The organism is Chitinophaga sp. G7 BAM 1005, assembly GCF_057126945.1.
The window spans coordinates 736,715-761,099 of sequence record NZ_CP181478.1; the positions used below are offsets into that span (position 1 = coordinate 736,715).

The following is a 24,385-nucleotide window of genomic DNA, read 5'->3' on the forward strand; positions in this document are numbered from 1 at the left end:
GCCATAAACAGGCTTGTTTATTGCATATAAACTTTATTGAAAAAATTATATATATAGCCAACAGATAGTAATAAATTGCTTTTCATATAAAGGAATCGGGCAAAATCCGGCTATAAAACAAATTAAATAAGCGCATGAAAAAATCGGTGAAAATATTGTGGCGGGTGGCTTTTGGTATCTTAGCATTACTTGTTCTCTTAGTTTTACTCATTAACTTCCGGATCATCGGCAGCATGCCGTCTCTGGAAGAACTGGAAAATCCGCGGGCAGCACTGGCCGCAGAAGTAATTGCCGATGACGGTACCATTCTCGGTAAATACTACCAGGTGGACCGTTCCAGCAGCGATTATAATGAGATCTCCAAAAACGTGATCAATGCGCTGATAGCAACAGAAGAAACCCGTTTTTATGATAACTCCGGTATTGACCCCAAAGGCACACTGGCTATCCCTTTTTACCTGCTCATCGGTAAAAAACGCGGCTCCAGTACCATTACCCAGCAGCTGGCCCTGAACCTGCAAACGGATAACCTGGGAAAAACACGCTCCGGCAACCCGATTGGCAGGGCGTTTCAGAAGGTACAGGAGTGGATCATTGCAGTAAAGCTGGAAAGGAACTTCACCAAACAGGAAATTCTTACCCTGTACCTGAATACCGTAGCTTTCGGGGATAACGTATATGGTATTGAAAATGGCGCCAGAACATTCTTCAGCAAAGATGCCGGTCATTTATCCATTGAAGAAGCCGCTATCCTGGTGGGCATGCTCAAAGGTAACACCCTGTATAACCCGCGCAGGAACCCGCAAAATGCTCTCCAGCGCCGGAACACCGTTATCAGCAATATGCAGGAAGCCGGCTTTATCACCCCGGCGGAAGCTGCATCCGCGAAAAGCAAACCGATTGTACTGCATTATAATAAAATTGATCACAACAAAGGACTGGCCCCTTATTTCAGGGAAGTACTCCGCGATGAACTGAAAGGCTGGTGTAAAGTGCATAAGAAGGCCGACGGATCAGAGTATAACCTTTACCGCGACGGGCTCAAAATATACACTACCATTAACCCGAGAATGCAGTTATATGCAGAAGAAGCTGTGGCCAAACACCTGGCTGTACTGCAAAAATCACTCTCTGCACAAAACGATGTCAAAACCGGCAGCGTTTGGAAGAAATGGCCAAAATTCCTGGATCAGTACATGAAAGAATCCGACCGCTATAAATCCATGAAAGAGGATGAAGCAGACGATTCCACCATTGCCCGGGTGTTCAATACCCCCGTACGCATGAAGGTATTTGGCTGGAGAAGCTCTACCGAACCAGACCTGAATGAAATAGATACCACTATGACCCCGCTGGATTCCATCAAATATATGCGTGCCATTTTACAGGCGGGCTTTATGGCAATGGACCCTGAAAGCGGTGAAGTAAAAGCCTGGGTAGGCGGACCGGATTTCCGCTACTTCAAAAATGATCACGTGGCTAAAACACGCCGTCAGGTGGGTTCTACATTTAAACCCTTCCTGTACTGCTTTGCCATCATGAATGGCATGTCGCCAAATACCATTCTGCCAAATGAACCTATTTCCATCAACGGCTGGACTCCGCATAACTCGGAAGGCAGCACCGGTGGTAGCATTACGATGGCCGGCGCACTGGCAAAATCACTGAACCTTGTGGCCGCCTACCTGATCAAACAGATTGGCGCCAAGCCGTTTGCCGATTTCGCTAAAAATAAAGTGGGCTTCACCAGCGATATCCCTGCCTACCCGGCCATTGCGCTGGGCGCCGTGGAGCTGTCGTTGTACGAGCTGCTGCAGGGGTACACGATGTTCCCTGCCAGGGGGATCAATACCAAACCTATTTATATTACCCGTATTGAAGACCGGAACGGTAATATCCTGGAAACTTTTGCACCGGTAAAACGTGAAGTGATCAGCGAAAAGGAATCTTATACAATGGTGAAAATGATGGAAGGCGTGGTGGCACCGGGTGGAACCGGCGCCCGTGTCCGTTCCCGTTTTAATATCCAGGGTGAAATAGCCGGTAAAACCGGTACTACCAACGATAACACCGATGGATGGTTTATGGGCTATACCCCCAAAATACTGGCCGGCGCATGGGTAGGTTGCGAAAACAACTTTATCCACTTCAGCACAACGGCCATTGGTCAGGGTGCCAATACCGGCTTACCCATCTGGGCGTATTTCATGCAAAAAGTGTATGCCGATCCAACCCTGAAAGTAAGTCCCAATGATCATTTCCCGGTACCGCCCAATATGAGCGAAGACGACATTTACATGAATTACGATTCCAATGTAAAACCGGGCGCTGAATCAGAAAACGTGGGCAACGGGTCAGCAGATGATTACGGCTCCGGCGATGCCAGCGATTATGCCACTCCCGGCGCCGACAGCCAGGAACCTGCGCCGGCAAAACCAAAGGAGGAGCACAAAGACAATAAAGAAAACAAGCCGAAAGCTACTATGCCGCCGGCGCCGAAGAAAGGAGAGTAAGGATCGCCTTCGGCGATTTTAAATTGTCTTGGAGCAGGATTACGCTGATTAACCGTGATTACTATGATTTGATCATATTTCATTTTAAAGATTAAGGGAGATATAAGCGAATAGATCCGCATATATCTCCCTTAATCATTTATAAAAATCTAAAAGAATTAAATCAGGAAAATCAGGAAAATCAGTGTAATCCTGCTCCAAGACAATTTAAAAGCGCCGAAGGCGCCTTATTAACTAACCGCTTTATTTACCAGCGCAGCTGCTTCGCTGAGCAGGATGGCTGACTGTACTTTCAGACCGCTTTCTTCGATCAGTACTTTTGCTTCAGCAGCATTGGTACCCTGTAAACGTACAATGATAGGCACGGTGATGTTACCAATAGATTTGTAAGCATCAATAACACCCTGGGCAACCCTGTCGCAACGGACAATACCACCAAAAATATTGATCAGGATAGCTTTTACCTTAGGATCTTTCAGGATGATGCGGAAACCTGCTTCCACGGTTTGTGCGTTAGCGGTACCGCCTACGTCCAGGAAGTTAGCCGGTTCACCGCCGCTCAGTTTGATCATGTCCATAGTGGCCATTGCCAAACCAGCGCCGTTTACCATACAGCCTACGTTACCATCCAGTTTCACGAAGTTCAGGTTGTATTTGCTGGCTTCTACTTCTGTAGGATCTTCTTCAGAAATATCACGCAGTGCTTCCAGGTCGGGATGACGCATCAGGGAGTTGTCGTCCAGGTTTACTTTGGCATCCACGGCAATGATCTTCTCATCGCTGGTTTTGAACAGCGGGTTGATTTCCAGCATGCTGCAATCCAGTCCTACGTAAGCGTTATAGAGATTGGTTACAAATTTCACCATGTTTTTGAACGCTTCGCCGCTCAAACCGAAGTTAAAAGCAATGTTACGCGCCTGGAAGGGCTGCAGGGTCATATTGGGTTTTACCCATTCTTTGTATATTTTTTCAGGAGTGCTGTGTGCTACTTCTTCGATATCCATACCACCTTCTGTGGAGTACATGATAACGTTCTGGCTTTTAGCACGATCCAGCAGGATAGACAGGTAGAATTCTTTTACAGGGTTAGCGCCCGGATAGTAAACATCCTGTGCTACCAGTACTTTGTTTACCAGTTTACCCGCGTCGCCGGTTTGAATGGTAACCAGGGTGCCTCCCAGGATATTTCCTGCTATGTTTTTGATATCTTCTGCATTTTTTCCTACTGCCACACCTCTCTGTTCCGTACCACGGATCTTACCTTTTCCACGTCCGCCCGCATGAATTTGGGCTTTTACAACGGCAAATTCATTACCAAATTGCACTTTCAGCTGCTTGTATGCTTCCGCAGCCGCTTCAGGGGTATCCACCGGAATACCTTCCTGTACCGGTACATTATATTTTTTCAACAGTTCTTTAGCCTGGTACTCGTGTAAGTTCATCGGAATAAAATTTGCCGCTAAAATAGGTCATTATGATTTAAATATAAAACTGCAGTCATTTGTGAATTAAAAAATAACTTTGCGCGGGTTTGTTTTTTAAATCCGGCTTTTAATTAATGTATAAACAGATGAGTGAATTAACAGCAAAGATCACAGCAGCGGGGGAGTATATCAGCAAATTCTGGCAAAATAAGCCAGTGGCGGGCATTATCCTGGGCAGCGGCCTGGGTAACCTGACAGGGGAAATTGAAGATAGCATTGAAATTCCGTACAGCAACATACCCCATTTCCCCGAATCTACGGTGGAAGGGCATTCCGGCAAATTGATCCTCGGATTCATGCAGGGAAAGCCGGTAGTGGCTATGGCAGGGCGTTTTCACTTTTATGAAGGATTTTCCATGCAACAGGTAACTTTTCCTGTGCGGGTTATGAAAGCCCTGGGAATCCATACTTTATTTATTTCCAATGCCGCCGGAGGCATGAACCCATCTTTCCAGGTAGGCGATCTGATGATCATCAGGGATCATATCAACCTGCAACCGGAACACCCGCTGCGGGGCAAAAATGAGGACACGCTGGGTCCCCGTTTCCCGGATATGAGTGAACCCTATGCCAAAACGTTAATCGATGCAGCGAATAAAATTGCTGCAGCCAACAATATATCTTTACACAGCGGCGTATATGTAGGCGTTCAGGGGCCTACCTTTGAAACACGGGCAGAGTACAAGTATATGCACATCATTGGCGGCGATGCCGTAGGAATGAGTACCGTACCCGAAGTAATTGTAGCGGCACATGCCGGTTTGAAAGTATTTGCCATGAGTGTGATCACCGATATCGGTATCCGTGAAGAAGAAAATGTGATCACCCATGAAGAGGTACTGGCAGCTGCAAAAGCAGCAGAACCTAAGCTAACGCTGATATTTAGTGAATTAATCCGGCAACTATAAACGCTTTTGTTACTTTCGGATGAGGCAAATTTTCATTTTCATAGCCCTGCTGTTATTGTGCGGGAATCAATTAATGGCCCAGTTTAACTCGGGACGCATCAACAATATGGGCGGTGGCGGAGGCGGCACCAGCAAAATGCAGCGGGATACATCCAAACATGAACACGAGCCGGATACGCTGACGTTAACCTACCGCATCCTAGGAGAGCCCACCGATTATAAGCTCGATTCCTCCGTGGCCGATTTTCAGACCAATTATCTGAAAGTACCTTCCTCGTACACCACACTCGGTAACACGGGGAGCGCTGCCTATAACATGATCTATACGCCACGCATGAAACCCGGTTTTGACGCCGGCTTCCACGCCTACGACGTGTATTCCAATTCCCATAAAGATGCCCGCTTCTACTATACTACACGCCCTTACACAGAGCTGCAGTACCTGGTAGGCAGCAAACAGGAACAGGTTATCGGGCTGTCGCACACCCAAAACCGGACGGAACGCTTCAATTTTGCATTCGACTACCGCAAAATAAACGCTCCCGGATATTTCCGTTCGCAAAACACGAATCACGATATCTACCGGTTTACAGCCCGTTACCAGAGCAAAAACAAACGCGCCAATACTTACCTGAGCTTTTACTACAATAAAATCAACGGCGGGGAAAACGGAGGTATCAGAAGCGATACCTTCATGGCCAACAGCACTTACAAACAACGCAAAACCATCCCGGTAAACCTGGGCAATGATGCGTCCACAACGTATGCTTTCTTCGGCGGCAGCATACCGGTGAAATCCAACTACCGCGAAACAGGGTTCCTCATCCAGCAACAGTACGACTGGGGCCGGGGCGACAGTATCCACGTAAACGATACCACCGATTATTATAAGTATGACCCGATTTTCCGCGTACAGTATACGTTCAACTACCAGAATAATAACTACGAATTCCTCGACAGCAGCCCGGATACCGCGTTTTATTCCAGTCACTATAACTTTTTACCTGGCGACACGGTAGGAGCCAAGCATCAGTGGAAAATGATTTCCAATGATCTGTCGCTCATCCAGTTCCCGGTACTCGGCAACCTCGGGCACTTTATAAACATTGGCGCCCGCTTTGAAAGCCTCACCGGTACCTTCCTGGATGCAGATATCAATTTCACCAACCTGGCCGTACACGGGGAATACCGTAATAAAACCCGCAACCAGAAATGGGATTTCTCTGCAAGAGGCGAGTTTTATGTAGTAGGACAGAATATCGGAGATTACGGGTTTTATGGCATGTTGAAAAGACATATCAACGATTTCCTGGGAGATGTCCGCCTGTCGGTCAGCAACGTAAATAAGGAACCTTCTTACGTCTTCAAATATTTTAACAGTACTAATGATGCCTGGTATAATACCAGCCTGTCGAAGGAGAATATTACCCAGCTGCAGTTTGCCACCGAAAACAAAAAACTGGATTATACTCTTGCAGCCAATTATTTCCTGTTTACCAATTACACCTATTTCAAAGACTATTATCACAGCGATCAGTATAACTCCCTGTTTAACCTGTTACAGATAACGTTTAGCAAGAAGTTTACCATTAAGCCGTTTAGCTGGTATGTAGATATCGCCTTCCAGCAGTTGCATGGCAACGGACCACTGAACGTTCCCACTTTCTGGACCCGTAACCGGTTTGCCTTTGAAAAAAGACTGTATACAAACCTGAACCTCATGACAGGAATTGAGCTGCGCTATAACACCGGTTATTACGCAGATGACTATTCCCCGCTCACCGGTCAGTTTATTTACCAGAATGCCACCAAAATCAGTAACTCTTTACCGGATGTTGCAGCATTCGCCAATTTCCGGATCAAATCCTTCTCCGCCTATGTACGTGCAGAGAACCTGAATACTTTCCTGGGCGATAACAATTATGCAGGACCATTATATCCGTATAATAACTTCGCTTTCAGGGTGGGGCTCAGATGGTGGTTTATTAACTAGGAATTACAGATAACTATATGATGACCGGTATGGTGGCAACACTATCCCGGTCATTTTTTTTCTTACCTTTGTAATTCATCATGAAGCGATTTTTTGCCATATTATTTGCTGTACTGTATATCACGCTCACCAGCGGGTTTGCAGTAAACGTGCACTACTGCATGGGCAAACTGGCATCTGTAGACCTGCAGGAGGCTCCGGCTGATCACTGCGGTAAGTGCGGAAAGCCGTCAAAAGGCATGGATTGCTGTAAAGATGAATTTAAGTTCTGTAAGGTCACCGAATCGCACCAGGCTGCCAAAGCCCTGCAGGCCGGTTCCAACCTCGTTACAGACATGCAGCTGCCGGTAAGGGTTTTGCCTGCTTCCGCTTTGCCGGCGCAGGAAATGCTCCTCCTCAGTCGTCCCCACGATCCGCCAGACATTCCGTCGGCGCCCATTTTCCTCCGGAATTGTACTTTCCTGATCTGATGCAGTTTTGAATGTAGTGTTTGTTGCTGTGATACAGCAGCGCTATTGTTTTAACTGTTATTCATCTTTTTATTCAATTTTATTTCATCAGATCATGAAAATAGTATCCATTATACTGCTCGCACTGGGCATATCTTTCGGCGCAAATGCACAATTTAAAAAAGCCAGCGTACACGCTACCGGCCTTACCTGCGCCATGTGTTCAAAAGCTACTTACGAGGCCCTGGAATCATTGCCTTTTGTTGATAAAATAGATACCGATCTCGATAATACTACCTTCATTCTTACCTTCAAAACCGGTGCGCCGGTGAGCATCGATGCCATTAAAGATAAAGTGGAAGATGCCGGTTTTTCTGTAGGTAAACTGGTGATGACGGCTAACTTCGATGCCGTAAGCGTACAAAATGATGCGCACGTGGCATTTGCGGGCAGCACCCTCCATTTCATGGATGTGAAAAACCAGGTATTGTCCGGTGATAAAGACATCACGGTAATCGACAAAGACTTTGTTTCTTCCAAACAATTTAAAAAATTCAGTACCGAAACTACTATGCCCTGCTATAAAACAGGTATGATGGGCGATTGCTGCAAATCTGACGGAGCCTCTGCTTCCAAAAGAATTTATCACGTCACCATTTAATAGCCGGCCGGTATATGAAAAGAATTTTAATAATAGCCCTGGTCATCATAGCCAGCAGGGGAATAGCAGCCGCACAGGAATTATACGTGAACACGGAGCCGGCGAGCAATATGCCCGCCAACTCCCTGGGGATCAGGCTCTCCAATAAGTTTTTCAACATGAAGCATTCCGGCGATAACGGGATGCGCTTTGAGCCGGAAGTGATGTGGGGCGCCAGTAAAAAGCTCATGCTGCATGTGCTGGGATATGCTTCCAACATGATGCAGTCGTCCGTAAAATTCGAAGGCGGCGGGATTTACGCCAAATACCGCTTCCTGTCGCTGGATCAGCAGCATGCGCATTTCCGCATGGCCGCATATGTGAGGGGGTCCGTGGTCAACAATCCGTATTACCCGGAAATGCCTGATGGCTCGCATGGCATGCGGCCATATGATAATAAGGAGCTGGACCTGGAAGGGGCTACATCGGGCGTAAACGGGGGTATTATTGCTACACAATTGTTACATAAACTGGCATTGTCTACAACGTTAGGTTATTCCCGTTATATGAACAATGTGAAGGATAATATTCCGGACGACTTCTCCCGGAATTCCGTAAATTATAGTCTCTCTGCGGGGTACCTGGTGTTGCCGGTGAAGTATAAAAGCTTTCAGCAAACCAATTTAAACCTCTATGTGGAGCTGTTGGGCAAAACCAATACAGGCGCGGTTGGCAGAGGTTCTTACCTGGACATAGCGCCCGCAGTGCAGTTTATTTTTAACAGCACTACAAGGCTGGACTTGTCTTACCGCACGCAGTTAACCGGGGATATGCCAAGGAATACCTCTAACTCTTTTTTAATCAGGGTGGAGCATAACATTTTTAATATCAAAAAGTAACCGATGGCAACAACAGATCTGTTTATAAAAAATATGGTTTGTCCGCGCTGCATCAAAGTAGTTACTACCACTCTTGCCGCGCAGCAACTGGATGTTAAGGATATACAGCTGGGTAAGGTAACTGTTGAAGGCGCCGTTTCGGAGAAACAACTGCACCGGTTATCAGCAGCGCTTCAGCAGGAAGGATTTTTACTGATAGATGATAAAAAACAACAGCTGATTGCAGGCATAAAAAGTATTATTGTACAGGCAGTGCATCATTCAGAGCTGGATGAAATGAAAGAAAACTTTTCCACCTTACTGGCAGGGAAGTTGCAGAAGGACTATCATTATCTCAGTAATCTTTTTTCTGAAACAGAAGGCACTACCATTGAACAGTATATTATTCAACAGAAAATAGAGCGGGTAAAAGAGTTCCTGGTATACAACGAATTAAGCTTAAGTGAAATCAGTTACAAGCTGGGATACAGTAGCGTAGCACATCTTTCGGCGCAATTTAAAAAAGTAACTGGTCTTACGCCAAGTAAGTTTAAACAATTGAAAGCTCCCGAACGTATACCATTGGATAAGATATAGAAGTTAGTTGTTTTAGTTTTAGTTTAAAGAGAAGCTGCTGCACACCGTGGCTTCTCTTTTTAAAAAATCCGGATATGAAGAAGGTTGTTGTAAGTATATTGAAATTTATTCAGTCGCTTTTTGTGAAGAAGGATTGCTGCAGATAGTTTTAGCAGGGGGAAATAATTAAAGCCGCAGATGTAAGGTCTGCGGCTTTTGTATTATTAAAAAATGTTACGTATTGGAGTTACTTCTTGGATACTTCTCAGATACTTCTTGGATACTTAGGACTCGTGTATGTGTCGTAGTTCCTATACAGTTCCTATATAGTCCCTATACTGTCCCCATACACTCCCTATACTGTTCCCATACACTCACCATACACTCATGATACACTTCCAATACACTCCCCATACACTATGGCTCTTTTTTTGGGGCAATATTTTAATAATAAATGTCATATGTAGGCGTCTTTTATTTGCCCGGTATTAAATGGAAAACCGGGTATCATGATTTGCTTGCAGCAAGTCCAAACAAAATCAAAGGCAGTATAAAGGACACTAAGCTCATTACAGTCCAAAAATTTCGTTTCCATTTTGGGAACTCATCAAACTTCTTTAATAGTGTGATGATATTCTCCCGGGAATAGTAATTATAAACAATTGCCATCCAGCCAAACATAATTGGCAATGCAATTAAGTTGTCCGGTACATAGCTCCAGCCATTTCACCTTACTTACTGGTATGGTGTCACATTTTGTGATACCACCGTTTTTGTGATCCCGAACATAAAACATCTTTTCTGAAAACAGCACAAAAGTTTCCGGTAGCGGTATTGAAGAAATCCGCAAACGCTCTTACATCTTTTTTGTCTCCAAAAATTTTCAGCACAGTATTTGTAAATCCCTATCTTTACCATAGCGATTTACTGCAGATGAAGAACAAAATTTTTATTATCAGTTTGTTATGCGGATCTGGAATGTGCTTGTTGTTAGCCTGTGTAAATAAAAAAAAGCATACCGCCCCAAAACAAAAACAGATTGTAGCAAACATCAAACAGTTGGACGAAGTGATTACAGAAAGTATCACTGAAAGATTGTCAGCCCTGAAAGATAACGATGGTGAACTGGAAGACAGTTTGCAATCCTTCCGTCCTTCAGCCATACAGGAATTTTACGGAGCCGATAAACCGGCAGGTCAGTGGTCAAAGAACGGGATAACCAATCCTGCAGCCGATTCCATGCTATATATGATCCGGCATGCAGAAGACATAGGATTGCTACCCGCGCAATATCACGAGCCCGCATTAACCGCCGCCTGGGAACAAATCACCAACGACGCTACCGCAAAAAAAGATGCCGCCTTATGGGCAAAAGTAGATGTGCTGATGACAGACGCCTTCATGAAAATGGCCTCCGATCTGCGCTACGGCGTTGCTCCGCGCGATAGCATTACCCTTAGAAAGGATTCGGCGTTTACCGATGAACAACTCATCACACAATTACGGCAGGCACTGGAAGAAAAGAACGTGGCAAATATCCTGCATGCACTGGAGCCTTCACATGAAGGATACATTGCGCTGAAAGAAGGGATTCAGTCTTTCAAAGCCAAATACGAAAACTATCACTGGGATACGTTACCACTCAACTATACCGACACGCTCGGATTCCGGCAACTGGTGATCAACCGGCTGGTGCAAAGCGGTCACCTCGATACCACCGGCCGCGAGCTGGATTCCGCATTGCTGAAAACCGGTGTGAAAGCTTTCCAGAAAGAGTTTAATATTTATCCCGATGGGGTAGCAGGGAAAAGAACAGTGATGGCCATGAACCGCTCTGTGCACGACTGGATCATGCAAGCCGCTGTAAACCTCGACCGCTGGCGCAAACTGCCGGATACATTGCCTTCGCGGTATATCCTGGTAAACCTGCCCGGCTATAATCTGAAGGTGGTGGATAGCGGGGAAGTGGTGCTGGAATCACGCGTAATTGTGGGCACGCCCCGCACCCGTACGCCACTACTCAATTCCTACATGACCAACTTCATGATGTTCCCTTACTGGCGGGTACCTTACAGTATTGTGTTTAAGGAAATGCTGCCGGCTATTAAAAAGAATGTCGGTTATCTTGCGTCCAAGAACCTGGAAGTAATAGATAAAGATGGTAATGCAGTGGATCCTTATACCATCGACTGGTCGAAACTCGGCAAAGGGCATTTCCCTTACGTGCTGCGCCAGATGGATGGTATAGACAATTCACTGGGCATTATGAAATTCAACTTCAGGAATAAGTACAGTGTATACCTGCACGATACCAATAACCGCGGACTGTTTAAAAATTCCATGCGCGCTATGAGTCATGGCTGTGTGCGGGTACAGCAATGGGATAGCCTGGCGCAGTACCTGGTGCGGGCCGACAGCTTACGGCATAGCGGAGATAGTGTTCGTGTGTGGCTGGCGCGGCAGGAAAAGAAACAGGTAGATCTGCCCAAACATATTCCTATTTACCTGCGATATTTTACCGCAGAAGGACAAAATGGTAATCTTGTTTTCTATGATGATATTTATGGAGAAGATAAAATATTAAGAAAGAAGATGAAGTTGTAAGAACTCCATCTTATTAAAATAAAAAAGCAGCGGATACTTTATTCCGCTGCTTTTTTATTGTCTTTATAAACTTACGCCAGTTTCGCTTTCAGCGCGGTGTCCAGTGCTTCCAGGAATTCTTCCGTATACAGGTAATGTTTACCATGTTCTACTTTGTTTCCGTGGATACAAACAGCCAGATCTTTGGTCATTTTACCACTTTCTACGGTTTCAATACAAACCTGTTCCAATGCCTGGCAGAATTTGATCAGTTGCTCGTTGTTATCCAGTTTACCACGGAATTCCAGACCGCGGGTCCATGCAAAAATGGAAGCGATAGGGTTGGTGGAAGTAGGTTTACCAGCCTGGTGATCGCGGTAGTGACGGGTTACAGTACCGTGTGCGGCTTCTGCTTCCATTGTTTTACCATCAGGGGTGATCAGGGTGGAAGTCATCAGGCCGAGAGAGCCAAAGCCTTGTGCAACGGTATCAGATTGCACGTCGCCATCGTAGTTTTTACAGGCCCATACAAAGTTACCATGCCATTTCAGTGCGCTGGCTACCATGTCATCGATAAGGCGATGTTCATAAGTTAAGCCGTGTGCCTGGAATTCAGCTTTAAATTCCTGTTGATAGATTTCTTCGAAGATATCTTTGAAGCGGCCATCATATTTTTTCAGGATGGTGTTCTTGGTGCTCAGGTATAAAGGCCATTTTTTCATCAGTGCCTGGTTGAAACATGCACGGGCAAAGCCTTTGATAGATTCGTCGGTGTTGTACATCGCTAATGCAACGCCATCGCCTTTGAAGTTGTATACTTCGTGTTCGATCACTTCACCATTTTCGCCTTCAAACTTAATGGTCAGTTTACCTTTTCCTTTTGTAACGAAATCGGTAGCGCGGTACTGATCACCGAAAGCATGACGACCAATACAGATAGGGGCAGTCCAGTTAGGCACCAGGCGCGGAACATTTTTCATTACAATTGGCTCACGGAATACGGTACCATCCAGGATATTACGGATAGTCCCGTTGGGGGATTTCCACATCTGCTTCAGATTGAATTCCTTTACGCGGTCTTCATCCGGTGTAATGGTAGCGCATTTAATACCTACGCCTACTTCCCTGATAGCATTGGCTGCATCAATGGTTACCTGGTCGTTGGTAGCATCGCGGTGTTCCATGCCCAGGTCATAATATTTAATTTCAACATCCAGGTATGGAAGTATCAGTTTATCCTTGATGAATTTCCAGATGATTCGTGTCATTTCATCACCATCCAGTTCAACTACCGGATTAGCAACTTTAATTTTTTCTGCCATTTCGGGTTTTTTAAAATTAGATTAAAAAGCTTTTCACAACAATTATTCAAGCGGGTCCCAATTGGGATAATCACGAAAAATACGAATAGCTGGGAAAAAAACAAAATTTCGCGGATATTGTCTTTTTCAGGATTAAAAGGATTAGGGGAGATATAAGCGGATATATTCGCTCACTTCTCCCCTAATCCTTTTAATCCTGAAAAAGTCCAAAAAGTAAAATCAAGGTAATCAGTATAATCAGCGTAATCCTGAAAAAGACAACCTTCGCTTAGTGTTGCATCTGCTTGATCACTTCATCCGCAAATTCGCTGGTTTTCACCAGGGTGGCATCATCCATCAGGTTGTAGAAGTCGATGGTAACGCGTTTGCGCATAATAGCGGTGCTGAGGCCGTGAACAATGATTTCAGCCGCTTCTTTCCAGCCCATGTATTCCAGCATCATTACGCCGCTCAGGATTACTGAAGAGGGGTTCATGGTGTTGGTGTTGGCAAAGCGGGGTGCAGTGCCGTGTGTGGCTTCAAACACAGCGTAGCCGGTCAGGTAGTTGATGTTGGCGCCGGGGGCAATACCAATACCGCCTACCGCAGCAGCCAGTGCATCGGAAATATAATCGCCGTTCAGGTTCAGCGTAGCTACTACAGAATAGTCCTGTGGCGCCAGCAGGATCTGTTGCAGGAAGTTATCCGCAATTACATCCTTGATCAGCAGCTTTCCTTTTGCCAGGGCTACTTTCAGCTCTTTGTTGGCTTCTTCTTCGCCCAGGTCTTTCTTGGTTTTTTCCCAATGTTCCCAGGTGTATACTTTATCGCCGAATTCTCTTTCTGCCAGTGCATAGCCCCAGTTTTTGAAACCACCTTCGGTGAATTTCATGATGTTGCCTTTGTGTACCAGGGTGAGTGACGGACGTTTGTGCTCCAGCGCATAGCTGATAGCAGCGCGTACCAGTCGTTCCGTACCTTCAATAGATACCGGTTTAATACCCAGGGAAGAAGTTTCCGGGAACCTGATCTTTTTAACGCCCATTTCATTTTGCAGGAAATCGAGCAGTTTCTTTGCTTCAGGTGTCCCCGTCATATATTCAATGCCGGCATAGATGTCTTCCGTGTTTTCACGGAAAATCACCATGTCCACTTTCTCCGGATGTTTCACCGGGGAAGGTACTTTATTGAACCAGCGTATGGGCCTTACACAAGCATAGAGATCCAGCTCCTGGCGCATAGCAACGTTCAGGGAGCGGATACCACCGCCAACGGGAGTAGACAGGGGACCTTTGATAGACACCAGGTATTCTTTCAGTGCATCCAGCGTAGCCTTTGGCAGCCATTCACCTGTTTGCTGGAAGGCTTTCTCACCTGCCAGTACTTCTTTCCATTCAATTTTCCTATCACCGCCATAAGCTTTCTCTACAGCTGCGTCGAATACACGTACACTGGCTCTCCAGATGTCCGGACCTATTCCGTCGCCTTCAATAAATGGGATGATGGGTTGTGCAGGGACCTGTAACAGGCCATTGTTCATCGATATTTTTTCTGCCGGCATAAAACGGTTTCTTTATGCGTTACGTAATTGTTGTAATCGCGTGCAAAGGTAAGGCTTTTCCGTTTACGCAGGGGTAAGATTTACCCTTTATTTCAGCAAATTTAACACCTGCATATAACTTTTTGCTTATGTTAGGATTAATGTTATTTTGCTGCTCATTTTTTTGCAGCAACAAAATCTCAGATACCACCATGATTCCTGTTACATATCTCGCCCTCGGCGATAGTTATACTATAGGTGAACAAGTTTCTGCCTCCGAACGTTTTCCTGTACAGGCAGCCGCTTTACTCCGGGAACAGGGCTTTGATGTAACAGATCCCGAGATCATTGCCACCACCGGTTGGACCACCGGTGAACTGGAAGCCGGTATTGCCGCTGCTCATATAAGTAAAACCTATGATATAGTAACACTGTTGATAGGCGTAAATAACCAATACCGCGGCCGTTCCGTGGAGGAATATGAAACTGAATTTACCGCCCTGCTGCAAAAGGCGATTGTTTTTGCCGGCAACAATCCTTCACATGTGGTAGTGCTGTCTATTCCCGACTGGGGCGTAACGCCATTTGCGGCCGACCGCGACCGGGAACAGATCCGCCGGGAAATAGATGCGTATAACGCCGCCAATAAAGCCATTGCAGAAGAATGGCTGGCGCCTTACCTGGATATCACGCACTTTACCCGGGAAGCCGCCCGGGATCCGGAACTGGTGGCAGGTGATGGATTGCACCCCTCCGGAAAGGATTACAGCCGCTGGGCCAAAGCCTTGCTGCCTTTGTTGCAACAGGTATTGCACTGAGAACGAAAATATCCTACATTCATATTAAAGAAAACCTGAACCAATGGAAAGCCATATCGTAAAAATCCTGGCCGTTACCCCCGTAACACATAACGTCCGCCAATTCACCGTGGAAAAGCCCGCCGGATATACTTTTGTGCCCGGCCAGGCTACAGAAGTAGCGGTTAATAAACCCGGGTGGGAAGAAGAAAGACGCCCCTTTACCTTTACCAGCCTTACCGAATGGGATCACCTGGAATTTACCATCAAGATCTACGACGACCATAGCAGCGTTACCCACGAACTGGGGCAGCTGAAAACCGGTGATGAACTGATCCTGCACGATGTATGGGGTACCATTCATTATAACGGGGAAGGCACTTTCATCGCCGGCGGCGCAGGCGTTACCCCTTTCATCGCCATCCTGCGCGACCTGCAGCACAAAGGCCGGCTGGGCAATAATCAACTGATCTGCTCCAATAAAACCCTGGGAGATATTATCCTGAAAGATGAATTTGAAGAAATGCTGGGCAACCGTTTTATTAATACGCTTACCGCGCAGGAAGTTCCCGGCTACGACCACCACACCATCGATGAAAACTACCTGAAAGAGAAGATCAGGGATTTCAACCAGCATTTCTATATCTGTGGCCCCGATCCTATGGTACAGCAACTGAAAGCCATCCTCGTAAAACTGGCCGGAAACGATGCCCTGGTAACGGTAGAAATATAGCCCGCCGTTTTCACCGGCAATTTCCTGCTTTTTACCGGTGAGGGTACTTTATTAGCCTAAACCCTGTTTTCAGTAACAGCGTGCCGTTCTACATTTGTATCATAAATAGTAAAACAAATGAAAAACGAAGATATCGACGCATCAAGAAGAAAAGGCCGCTTTATAGGCGGTGCGGTTTTCATCATCGTTGGCGCCGGCCTGTTATTACAACGCCTGGATCTCAACCTGCCTCACTGGCTGTTCTCCTGGCAAATGATCCTGATAGCGGTTGGTATCGTGATAGGGGCAAAGCATAGCTTCAGATTTGGAGGATGGGTTGTGATGGTGCTGGTAGGCGGGATTTTCCTGGCAAACGAAATACTCAATCTGCCATACGCCACCGGCAGGTTTATATGGCCGGTAGCATTGATCCTGGTAGGTATTATGCTGATCTTTAAAAGGAACTATCACGGAACGGAATGGCCGTCCAAAAAGCACAGCTTCGGCTCCAGCGAGGAATTTGCCACCGGGGAAGATATGCTGAGCGCCAACGCCATTTTTGGCAGTGTGAATAAAGTAGTGATGTCTAAAAACTTTAAGGGAGGCGATGTAAGCGCTATCTTCGGCGGCGCAGTCATCAACTTCATGAACGCCGATATCAACGGCACCGCTACTATGGACGTTTCAGCCGTTTTCGGTGGTTGTGAAATCATTGTACCGGCCAACTGGAAGGTGCAGGTGGATATAGACGCCATCCTCGGCGGTGTGGAAGATAAACGTAATACCGGCGTAATATCTGCCGGACCCATTGAGAAACTGCTGATCCTGAAAGGATCCTGCGTATTCGGTGGCGTGGAAATAAAAAGTTACTGATCCTTAAACATCCATATCTCAACCTCTATTCTATCTTCTCCAACTTTTAAATTTTAATTTTATGCATTGGTTTGTTGCGAAAGTAGTATATCAGATCATCTGCGGTGAAGGCAATCACACCCCGCAATTTGATGAACAATTAAGACTGATCAGCGCTGTTACCAAGAAAGATGCCTGCGATAAGGCCCGTGGAATTGGTATGCAGGAACAATATGCTTTTAAAAATCAACAACAGGAACTGGTACAATGGAAGTTCATCAACGTACCGGAAGTATATACCCTGGATCAGCTGACAGACGGTATGGAATTGTACTCCCGCATCGAAGAGCCGGGTGACCCCAATTCCTACATCGCCTGGTTGCAGATGAAATCTGCACAGCTACAGGGACAACAGTACTTTGAACTTAACGTATAACAGATAAATCACCTTCTTTGGTAAAGCAACTGATTAAAGGTAATGCATGGTGGGCTTTCCTCGCCTCCTTCGCCATATGGATGTTCCTGTATGGCGGATTGCTGTGGTACTGGTTCGACCTTCCCCTCTGGCAGTCGGTCACCGACAGTGCAGTGCACGTCATACTACTGGGAGCCGCCGGTATTGTAATAAGCCATAACGTGGCTTATTACCGCCCGGCAGACGGCACCATGAAGTTTGGCTATGTAGCTGTCCTGAGCTTTGCTTTGTCGGTATTGTGGGTATGCCTGAGCCGCTGGATACTGGTATCTGCCTTCCCCGAAGATACATCGTATCTCAACTGGCTGAACAATGCTATCCCCGTTCACGCCATTGTTGGATGCATGCTGATTGCAGGTATCGGATTCAGGAGCCAGATGTGGTATGATGAGGAAGAACAACAGGAATATCGGCAACGTAAAGAAGCTACTGAAAAGATTGTAAGAGAAGCAGAACTCTTTAAACTGCGGCAGCAACTACAGCCGCATTTCCTGTTTAACAGCCTCAACTCTATTAATGCACTCATCATGCTGCGGCCAAAAGAAGCCCGCGAGATGGTACTGAAGCTTTCCGACTTTTTAAGAGGATCATTGAAACGTGAAGATGACCAGTGGATCACACTCGCGGAAGAACTCAACTACCTGCAGCTCTACCTGGATATAGAGAAAGTACGTTTCGGACATCGTTTAACCACCAACGTTGTTCCTTATGAGGAAGCCGATAAAATGATGATGCCGCCGATGCTGCTGCAGCCGGTAGTGGAGAATGCGATTAAGTTCGGACTATATGATACCACCGGTGATATCACCATCAGCATAAAATCATGGCTGCAGGATAACATGTTGTATATCGCCATACAAAATCCGTTCGACAACGAACTGCAGCAACCCAATAAAGGAACCGGTTTCGGCCTGACTTCCATACAACGCAGGCTGTACCTGCTGTTTGCACGGCAGGACCTGCTGGAAACCACGGCCATTGATAATATATTTACTACCATTATTAAAGTACCACAATCGCATGATAAAAGCAGTATTAATTGATGATGAATCATTGGCCCGTGAAGTGGTGAAGGAATACCTGTTAAGCTTCCCGCAAATAGAAGTGGTGCAGGAATGCAACGACGGATTTGAAGGATTAAAGGCCATACAACAGCATCAGCCGGATATCATTTTCCTGGATATACAAATGCCAAAGATCACGGGTTTTGAAATGCTGGAACTCGTGGAAAATATGCCTGCCGTGATCTTTACCACGGCCTTTGAAGAGCATGCTATCAGGGCCTTTGAAGTGCATGCGGTCGACTACCTGCTGAAACCCTTTTCCAGCGATCGCTTCGACAAGGCCGTACAAAAATGGCTGGATCATTTTCAAACACCTGTTGCCACCAATACGGAAGCATTGCTGGAAACCGCTGCGGCCACACCTTTGCAAAGCAACCGCGTGGTAATAAAGATCAATGGTAAAATCAAAATCATCCCGGTACAGGATATCCACTACCTGGAAGCAGCAGACGATTACGTGAAGATAATGACACAGGAAGGCAGCTTCCTGAAAAATAAAACAATGTCGTTCTTCGAAAAAATGCTGGACCCGCAACAGTTTACACGGGTGCATCGCTCTTATATACTCAACGTAAACCAGGTAACACGTATAGACCCCTACGAAAAAGAAAACCACCTGGCTATACTGCGCAGCGGCGCCAGGGTGCTGGTGAGTAAAACCGGTTACCCGCGACTGAAAGCTGCGTTGGGGTTGTAGCGGGAGGATCGCCTTCGGCGATTTTAAATTGTCTTGGAGCAGGATTACGCTGATTATACTGATTTTAAGGATTTGATTACGTTTGGATTTTATTAAAAGATTAGGGGGAGATAAAAGCGGATATCTTTGCTTCTATCTCCCCTAATTACTAAAATCAAAACATAATCAAATCCTTAAAATCAGTATAATCAGCGTAATCCTGCTCCAAGACAATTTAAAATCGCCGAAGGCGATCCTGCGCGAATAGTTTCTCCAGTTTTTCTTTAGAAAGAATTTTCTGCACCTGTATACCTGTAGCAATCATACGGCCGTTGCAAACGGCTTCGTAACTACAGGTGATTTCATGATGTTGTATTTGTGTGATAACGGCCGTAAAGTCCACCCGGCTGCCGGTTAAAGCAGGAGAGAGATGTTCCACAGTAAGCCGCGTGCCAATGCCTTCTTCGGATGATTCCTTCATATCAAGCACAAACAAACGGCAGCACCATTCTGCATCCCGCGCCAGTGCAAAGGTGGCATACACAGGATGAACGTGCCCGCTGTCAAAAGAGGCACAGTCTTCCGGCCGCACGATGCGGCTGAAATGTTTGGTATCACCGGGTTTGAATAACGAAAGCATACTTTTAAAATTTTATTGCACTACCAGCACCGGGATCTTTACCTGGTGACGCACCTGGTTAGCTGTTTCGCCATACAGCCAGTCTTTAAAGCCCCTGTGGCCGTGGCCTCCCAGTACCAGGAAGTCCGCTTTTTCTTCGTGTACGATGCGGGCAATTTCACGGGCGCGCCGGCGGAAGCCAAGTACGCCTTTGGCGCTGATATTGCGGCTTTTCAGCAGGGCAATATAGGTATCCAGCTGTTCCTGGTCGCGGCGTGTTTCCAGGTCGTCCGATTCTGTACCAAAGTATTTGGCGGAAGCGCTTTCCACAATGTGAATAAGAATATACTGCGTGTGTTCGTTTCCGTGAGCAATGGCGTTGGTCACAATATCCTTGTCGCGCTCCGAGAAATCAAGGGCCATAGCAATACATTGATAGGTAGGCTTTTCCATGTCTCCCAGCGACACCTGTGTGGTATGGATGCCAGCGGCGGCATCTTCGCGGTAGCGGCGGCGCAGGGGATACACGATGGTGATGAAAAGCAGCGCCACAAAGCCGAGGCAGCCGGCCATAATTAATCCATCTACAAAAATATTCCCGGTACCAGACATATAATCAAAGGCTTCTGATAATACCATCCGCATATTAAGGTACACCAATAAACTGGTGACCAGCCAGCTGAAAATTTTGGTAACGGGCTTAATGGCAAAGGTACCCATCGTTTTTTTATCGCTTACAAAATGGATGAGCGGGATGATGGCAAAGCCAAGTTGTAAGCTGAGCAATACCTGGCTGAATACCAGCAGTGCGCCTACTTCTTCATCGCCGGCAATGAGGATCACCAGCAGGGCAGGGATGATGGCAAGCAGCCGGGTGATAAGCCGCCGCAGCCACGGGTTAATGCGCAGGCGGAGATAGCCTTCCATTACAATTTGCCCGGCCAGGGTGCCGGTTACTGTGGAGCTTTGACCCGCTGCAATCAACGCCACCGCAAACAGGATAGGCGCCAGTTTGCTTCCCAGCAGCTGATCCAGCAGCCGGTGGGCATCCTGGATTTCGGCCACATCGGTTCTGCCGCTTTTGAAAAATACAGCGGCAGCAAGTATTAAGATCGCAGCATTCACCAGGAACGCGAGGTTCAGGGCTATGGTGCTGTCGATAAAGTTCATTTTAATGGCCTGCTTAATACCGGCGTCGTCCCGTTTTATTTTCCGCGTTTGTACCAGTGCTGAATGCAGGTACAGGTTATGCGGCATCACGGTGGCGCCGATAATACCAATGGCAATATATAATGCGGTGTTATCCGGGATGGTGGGAATAAAACCCTGCACTACTTCGTGCACCTGGGGTTTTACGAGGATCAGTTCTACCAGGAAGGAGGCGCCTACAATGGCAACAAGACTGATAATAAACCCTTCCATTTTACGGATGCCGTAGCGTTGCAGGATCAGGAGCAGGAAGGTGTCCAGCACGGTGAGGCTTACACCCCATACCAGCGGCAGCCCTGTGAGCAGCTGGATACCGATCGCCATTCCCAGCACTTCTGCCAGGTCGGTGGCTGCTATGGCGATTTCCGCCAATACATATAAGATGAAATTCACTACCGGCGGATAGGTTTCCCGGTTAGCCTGCGCGAGGTCGCGGCCACGCACAATGCCCAGCCGGGCGCTCAGGCTTTGCAGCAGCAATGCCATGAGGTTACTCATGAGCAATACCCATAATAGTTTATAACCATACTGGCTGCCGCCGGCCAGGTCGGTGGCCCAGTTGCCGGGGTCCATATAACCCACGCTTACAAGATAGGCGGGGCCAAAGAAGGCGAAGATTTTTTTCCACCTGGATTTTCCATTCGTTTCTACACTCTGATGTACCTCACTTAACGATGCTGATGAATGTGTATGCTCGATGCTCATAGTATATTGCTGATAATTAAACGGGTCTGACCATTATATTTTTTGCCACCTGCTCACTGATGGTGATGGCAGTGTGGCCTTTTACTTTTATTTCTATAGAATTGTCGTATTCATAATGCGCTGCTATTTCCAGCTGGGTGCCCAGTTTAATTCCTTTGGCGTTGAGAAAGGCCAGCAGGGCGGTGGATTGGTCCGATACCGCTGTAACTACCAGTCGTTTGGCGTTGGCCTGATCCAGCGAGGTTTGCGGACGTGGTTTGGCCAGTTTTCCGTTGGCATCGGGAATCGGGTCGCCATGTGGATCTATCACCGGGTTTCCGAGGAATTCGCTGAGCCGGTTGGTGAGTTTTTCACTGCGTACATGTTCCAGTTCTTCTGCCAGCTCGTGTACTTCTTCCCAGCTGAAGGAGAGTTTATCTACCAGGAAGCACTCCCACAGGCGATGTCGCCGTACAATCTGCAGGGCGGCTTTTCTGCCGTCTGCCGAAAGCGTGATGCCTTTGTATTTCTCGTATTCAATCAGCTTCTTCTCTTTCAGCTTTTTGGCCATGTCTGTTACCGATGCCGGCTTCGTATCCAGTTCATAGGCCAATGCGTTGGTGGTTACTACGGCGTCGCCTTCCTGCAGCTTATAAATCGATTTGATATGGTTTTCCTCTGCGATCGATAAATTCATGTTATCTAAAATATTATTTAGACAAATCTAAATAATAAATCTGAACATTTCTCTATCCGGTATGTTTTTTGATTTTTAACGCGCACATATAAAAATTATATCTAACTTTTCGCCCAGAATTAACTTTTCTAATGAAGCGTTTCCTTTTATTATTACTGGCAATCGGCGTGTTGGCAGCCTGCAAATCGAAGAAGAAATCAGGCAGCGGCGACGAGCCCATGACATTTGAAGACTTCCAGGCATTGTTTACGCCTGGCGCCCTGCCCTACAGGCTTACACCGGATACGCTCCAGCTGAAACAACCAGATTCACTGCGGCTGGATACTGCTGCTATGCGGTTTCTGACAGATACGCTGACGAAAGGAGATTTCGGTAAGAATGAGCCGGTGAAATACTTCCCGCTGCAGCGGATTCCCGGCAGCGTAGTAAACTATATGACTGTGAAAGCTGCGGGCAGATCGCAATCTGTAGGCTATCTCTGCTTCCTGGATAAAAAAGGGAAATACCTCAACAGAATACGTGTAGCCAACACAGGTAGTGCGGATGGTACAGTTACCTCCCTGGTAATAGACAGTAAGAATGTAGTGAAGATCAGCAGCGAAACAAAATTGTCGGGCAGCAGGAGCGCATTGAGAGAAGATTTTTACATGGTGAATCCCGATGGTTCGGTAACGCTCATCATGACTAACTCCAACGGACCTACGAACGCCGGGCAGATTTTCAACCCGATTGATACGCTGCCCCGTAAACATAAATTCTCCGGCGATTATACGGCCGGCGATATGAGCATCGTATCCATCCGTGATGGAGAGGATACCAGGTCTTTCCAGTTCTTCATCACCTTCTCAAAAGATAATGGTAACTGTAAAGGGGAACTAAGCGGCAGGGGACATTACATTGGCGGCAACCGGGGCGAATACAAGGACAAGGAATCTTCCTGTGGTATTGCTTTCCAGTTTACCGGCAACCGCGTGAGCATCCGCGAAATAGGCGGCTGCGGCGCTTATCGTGGTATCAAATGCTTCTTTGAAGGCGGCTTTGTGAAGAAGGTGGAAAAGAAGAAAAAGAAGTAGGATCGCCTTCGGCGATGAAATTGTCTTGGAGCAGGATTACGCTGATTATACTGATTTCACTGATTTGATTACGTTGGATTTTTATTAAAATATTGGGGGAGATAAAAGCGAATATACCCGCTTATATCTCCCCCCGTTATTAAAATCAAAACGTAATCAAATCAGTGAAATCAGTATAATCAGCGTAATCCTGCTCCAAGACAATTTCATCGCCGAAGGCGATCCCTCCGCTCTTTCCGCGTTTTTTTCAAAAAATATTTGGTAGAATAAAAATAGTTTATACCTTTGCGATCCAATCGAACGAAAGGGACGATAGGTAAGAAACAAAAGAGGGAGCTTAGCTCAGCTGGTTCAGAGCATCTGCCTTACAAGCAGAGGGTCACTGGTTCGAATCCAGTAGCTCCCACACTACAGTATTTGACATATTTTTCCAAAGATCTTTAAGAGGGAGCTTAGCTCAGCTGGTTCAGAGCATCTGCCTTACAAGCAGAGGGTCACTGGTTCGAATCCAGTAGCTCCCACACTGCAAAACAACACCTCCAAAAGATCTTTACGGGAGCTTAGCTCAGCTGGTTCAGAGCATCTGCCTTACAAGCAGAGGGTCACTGGTTCGAATCCAGTAGCTCCCACACTACACACCAATAAAAAAGGTCCTGCAGCAA

General features: G+C 46.5%; 21 protein-coding genes and 3 tRNA genes. 18 read left to right on the forward strand and 6 right to left on the reverse strand.

Features of this window, described 5'->3' with window-relative positions; genetic code table 11:
- Window positions 1-134: 134 nt before the first annotated feature.
- Entirely contained in the window at window positions 135-2,513 is a 2,379-nt protein-coding gene (locus tag ACMXI2_RS02900) for a penicillin-binding protein 1A (protein ID WP_483780223.1), read from the forward strand.
- A gap of 230 nt (window positions 2,514-2,743) precedes the next feature.
- On the opposite strand, the gene sucC is transcribed toward ACMXI2_RS02900, so the two are convergent.
- Window positions 2,744-3,955 carry an ADP-forming succinate--CoA ligase subunit beta gene (sucC, locus tag ACMXI2_RS02905; protein ID WP_079469042.1) on the reverse strand — a complete coding sequence of 404 codons (1,212 nt, stop codon included), beginning with the start codon at window positions 3,953-3,955 and terminating at the stop codon, window positions 2,744-2,746.
- 128 nt (window positions 3,956-4,083) lie between these two features.
- Here sucC and ACMXI2_RS02910 point away from each other — a divergent pair, with 128 nt between their 5' ends.
- The 7 genes from ACMXI2_RS02910 (at window position 4,084) to ACMXI2_RS02940 (ending at window position 12,045) form a co-directional block, all read left to right on the forward strand.
- On the forward strand, window positions 4,084-4,905 hold the full coding sequence (locus ACMXI2_RS02910) for a purine-nucleoside phosphorylase (RefSeq protein ID WP_483780224.1): 822 nt from the start codon (window positions 4,084-4,086) through the stop codon (window positions 4,903-4,905).
- Window positions 4,906-4,978: 73 nt separating this feature from the next.
- Window positions 4,979-6,898, forward strand: a complete 1,920-nt coding sequence (locus ACMXI2_RS02915; RefSeq protein ID WP_483780225.1) for a putative porin — start codon at window positions 4,979-4,981, stop codon at window positions 6,896-6,898.
- Between the two features lie 80 nt (window positions 6,899-6,978).
- Window positions 6,979-7,368 carry an HYC_CC_PP family protein gene (locus ACMXI2_RS02920; protein WP_483780226.1) on the forward strand — a complete coding sequence of 130 codons (390 nt, stop codon included), beginning with the start codon at window positions 6,979-6,981 and terminating at the stop codon, window positions 7,366-7,368.
- Window positions 7,369-7,462: 94 nt separating this feature from the next.
- Window positions 7,463-8,008 (forward strand): heavy-metal-associated domain-containing protein, encoded by a 546-nt coding sequence (locus ACMXI2_RS02925; protein WP_483780227.1) that lies wholly within the window; start codon window positions 7,463-7,465, stop codon window positions 8,006-8,008.
- 14 nt (window positions 8,009-8,022) lie between these two features.
- Window positions 8,023-8,886, forward strand: coding sequence for a hypothetical protein (locus ACMXI2_RS02930; protein ID WP_483780228.1), 864 nt, complete (start codon window positions 8,023-8,025; stop codon window positions 8,884-8,886).
- A gap of 3 nt (window positions 8,887-8,889) precedes the next feature.
- On the forward strand, window positions 8,890-9,462 hold the full coding sequence (locus ACMXI2_RS02935; protein ID WP_483780229.1) for a helix-turn-helix domain-containing protein: 573 nt from the start codon (window positions 8,890-8,892) through the stop codon (window positions 9,460-9,462).
- Window positions 9,463-10,509: 1,047 nt separating this feature from the next.
- Window positions 10,510-12,045 (forward strand): L,D-transpeptidase family protein, encoded by a 1,536-nt coding sequence (locus ACMXI2_RS02940; protein ID WP_483782426.1) that lies wholly within the window; start codon window positions 10,510-10,512, stop codon window positions 12,043-12,045.
- Window positions 12,046-12,116: 71 nt separating this feature from the next.
- Here the strand turns inward: ACMXI2_RS02940 and ACMXI2_RS02945 are convergent, their stop codons facing one another.
- Both ACMXI2_RS02945 and icd read right to left on the reverse strand, forming a co-directional pair.
- A complete protein-coding gene (locus ACMXI2_RS02945; protein ID WP_111579434.1) occupies window positions 12,117-13,346 on the reverse strand; it encodes an NADP-dependent isocitrate dehydrogenase in 1,230 nt (409 codons plus the stop codon).
- A 268-nt stretch (window positions 13,347-13,614) separates the two neighbouring features.
- The gene (icd, locus tag ACMXI2_RS02950; RefSeq protein ID WP_483780230.1) at window positions 13,615-14,886 is read right to left on the reverse strand and encodes an NADP-dependent isocitrate dehydrogenase; all 1,272 of its coding nucleotides are present in this window, start codon (window positions 14,884-14,886) and stop codon (window positions 13,615-13,617) included.
- 191 nt (window positions 14,887-15,077) lie between these two features.
- Here icd and ACMXI2_RS02955 point away from each other — a divergent pair, with 191 nt between their 5' ends.
- The 6 genes from ACMXI2_RS02955 to ACMXI2_RS02980 all read left to right on the forward strand — a co-directional run bounded on the left by ACMXI2_RS02955 (window position 15,078) and on the right by ACMXI2_RS02980 (window position 19,462).
- Window positions 15,078-15,683: an SGNH/GDSL hydrolase family protein gene (locus ACMXI2_RS02955; protein ID WP_483780231.1), complete on the forward strand. Its 606-nt coding sequence runs from the start codon at window positions 15,078-15,080 to the stop codon at window positions 15,681-15,683.
- A 43-nt stretch (window positions 15,684-15,726) separates the two neighbouring features.
- Window positions 15,727-16,395 carry an FAD-binding oxidoreductase gene (locus ACMXI2_RS02960; protein WP_483780232.1) on the forward strand — a complete coding sequence of 223 codons (669 nt, stop codon included), beginning with the start codon at window positions 15,727-15,729 and terminating at the stop codon, window positions 16,393-16,395.
- 117 nt (window positions 16,396-16,512) lie between these two features.
- The gene (locus ACMXI2_RS02965) at window positions 16,513-17,247 is read left to right on the forward strand and encodes a LiaF transmembrane domain-containing protein (RefSeq protein WP_483780233.1); all 735 of its coding nucleotides are present in this window, start codon (window positions 16,513-16,515) and stop codon (window positions 17,245-17,247) included.
- A gap of 61 nt (window positions 17,248-17,308) precedes the next feature.
- Window positions 17,309-17,662: a DUF4288 domain-containing protein gene (locus tag ACMXI2_RS02970; RefSeq protein ID WP_483780234.1), complete on the forward strand. Its 354-nt coding sequence runs from the start codon at window positions 17,309-17,311 to the stop codon at window positions 17,660-17,662.
- 17 nt (window positions 17,663-17,679) lie between these two features.
- Window positions 17,680-18,744, forward strand: a complete 1,065-nt coding sequence (locus ACMXI2_RS02975; RefSeq protein ID WP_483780235.1) for a sensor histidine kinase — start codon at window positions 17,680-17,682, stop codon at window positions 18,742-18,744.
- Complete coding sequence (locus ACMXI2_RS02980) at window positions 18,722-19,462, forward strand: LytR/AlgR family response regulator transcription factor (RefSeq protein WP_483780236.1); 741 nt, start codon at window positions 18,722-18,724, stop codon at window positions 19,460-19,462. Before ACMXI2_RS02975 ends, ACMXI2_RS02980 begins: the two co-directional genes overlap by 23 nt.
- A 214-nt stretch (window positions 19,463-19,676) precedes the next feature.
- On the opposite strand, the gene ACMXI2_RS02985 is transcribed toward ACMXI2_RS02980, so the two are convergent.
- From ACMXI2_RS02985 to ACMXI2_RS02995, 3 genes are read right to left on the reverse strand one after another with little or no spacing between them, the layout of a single operon-like run.
- Entirely contained in the window at window positions 19,677-20,081 is a 405-nt protein-coding gene (locus ACMXI2_RS02985) for a thioesterase family protein (RefSeq protein WP_483780237.1), read from the reverse strand.
- 12 nt (window positions 20,082-20,093) lie between these two features.
- Complete coding sequence (locus ACMXI2_RS02990; protein ID WP_483780238.1) at window positions 20,094-21,974, reverse strand: Nramp family divalent metal transporter; 1,881 nt, start codon at window positions 21,972-21,974, stop codon at window positions 20,094-20,096.
- A 16-nt stretch (window positions 21,975-21,990) separates the two neighbouring features.
- Window positions 21,991-22,650: a metal-dependent transcriptional regulator gene (locus ACMXI2_RS02995; protein ID WP_483780239.1), complete on the reverse strand. Its 660-nt coding sequence runs from the start codon at window positions 22,648-22,650 to the stop codon at window positions 21,991-21,993.
- A 131-nt stretch (window positions 22,651-22,781) separates the two neighbouring features.
- Between ACMXI2_RS02995 and ACMXI2_RS03000 the strand changes: the two genes are divergently transcribed.
- From ACMXI2_RS03000 to ACMXI2_RS03015, 4 genes are all read left to right on the forward strand, one after another.
- Window positions 22,782-23,723: a hypothetical protein gene (locus tag ACMXI2_RS03000; protein ID WP_483780240.1), complete on the forward strand. Its 942-nt coding sequence runs from the start codon at window positions 22,782-22,784 to the stop codon at window positions 23,721-23,723.
- A 331-nt stretch (window positions 23,724-24,054) separates the two neighbouring features.
- Window positions 24,055-24,129 (forward strand) — tRNA-Val (locus tag ACMXI2_RS03005).
- Window positions 24,130-24,169: 40 nt separating this feature from the next.
- A tRNA-Val gene (locus ACMXI2_RS03010) sits at window positions 24,170-24,244 on the forward strand.
- A 33-nt stretch (window positions 24,245-24,277) separates the two neighbouring features.
- Window positions 24,278-24,352, forward strand: a tRNA-Val gene (locus tag ACMXI2_RS03015).
- Window positions 24,353-24,385: the final 33 nt, after the last annotated feature.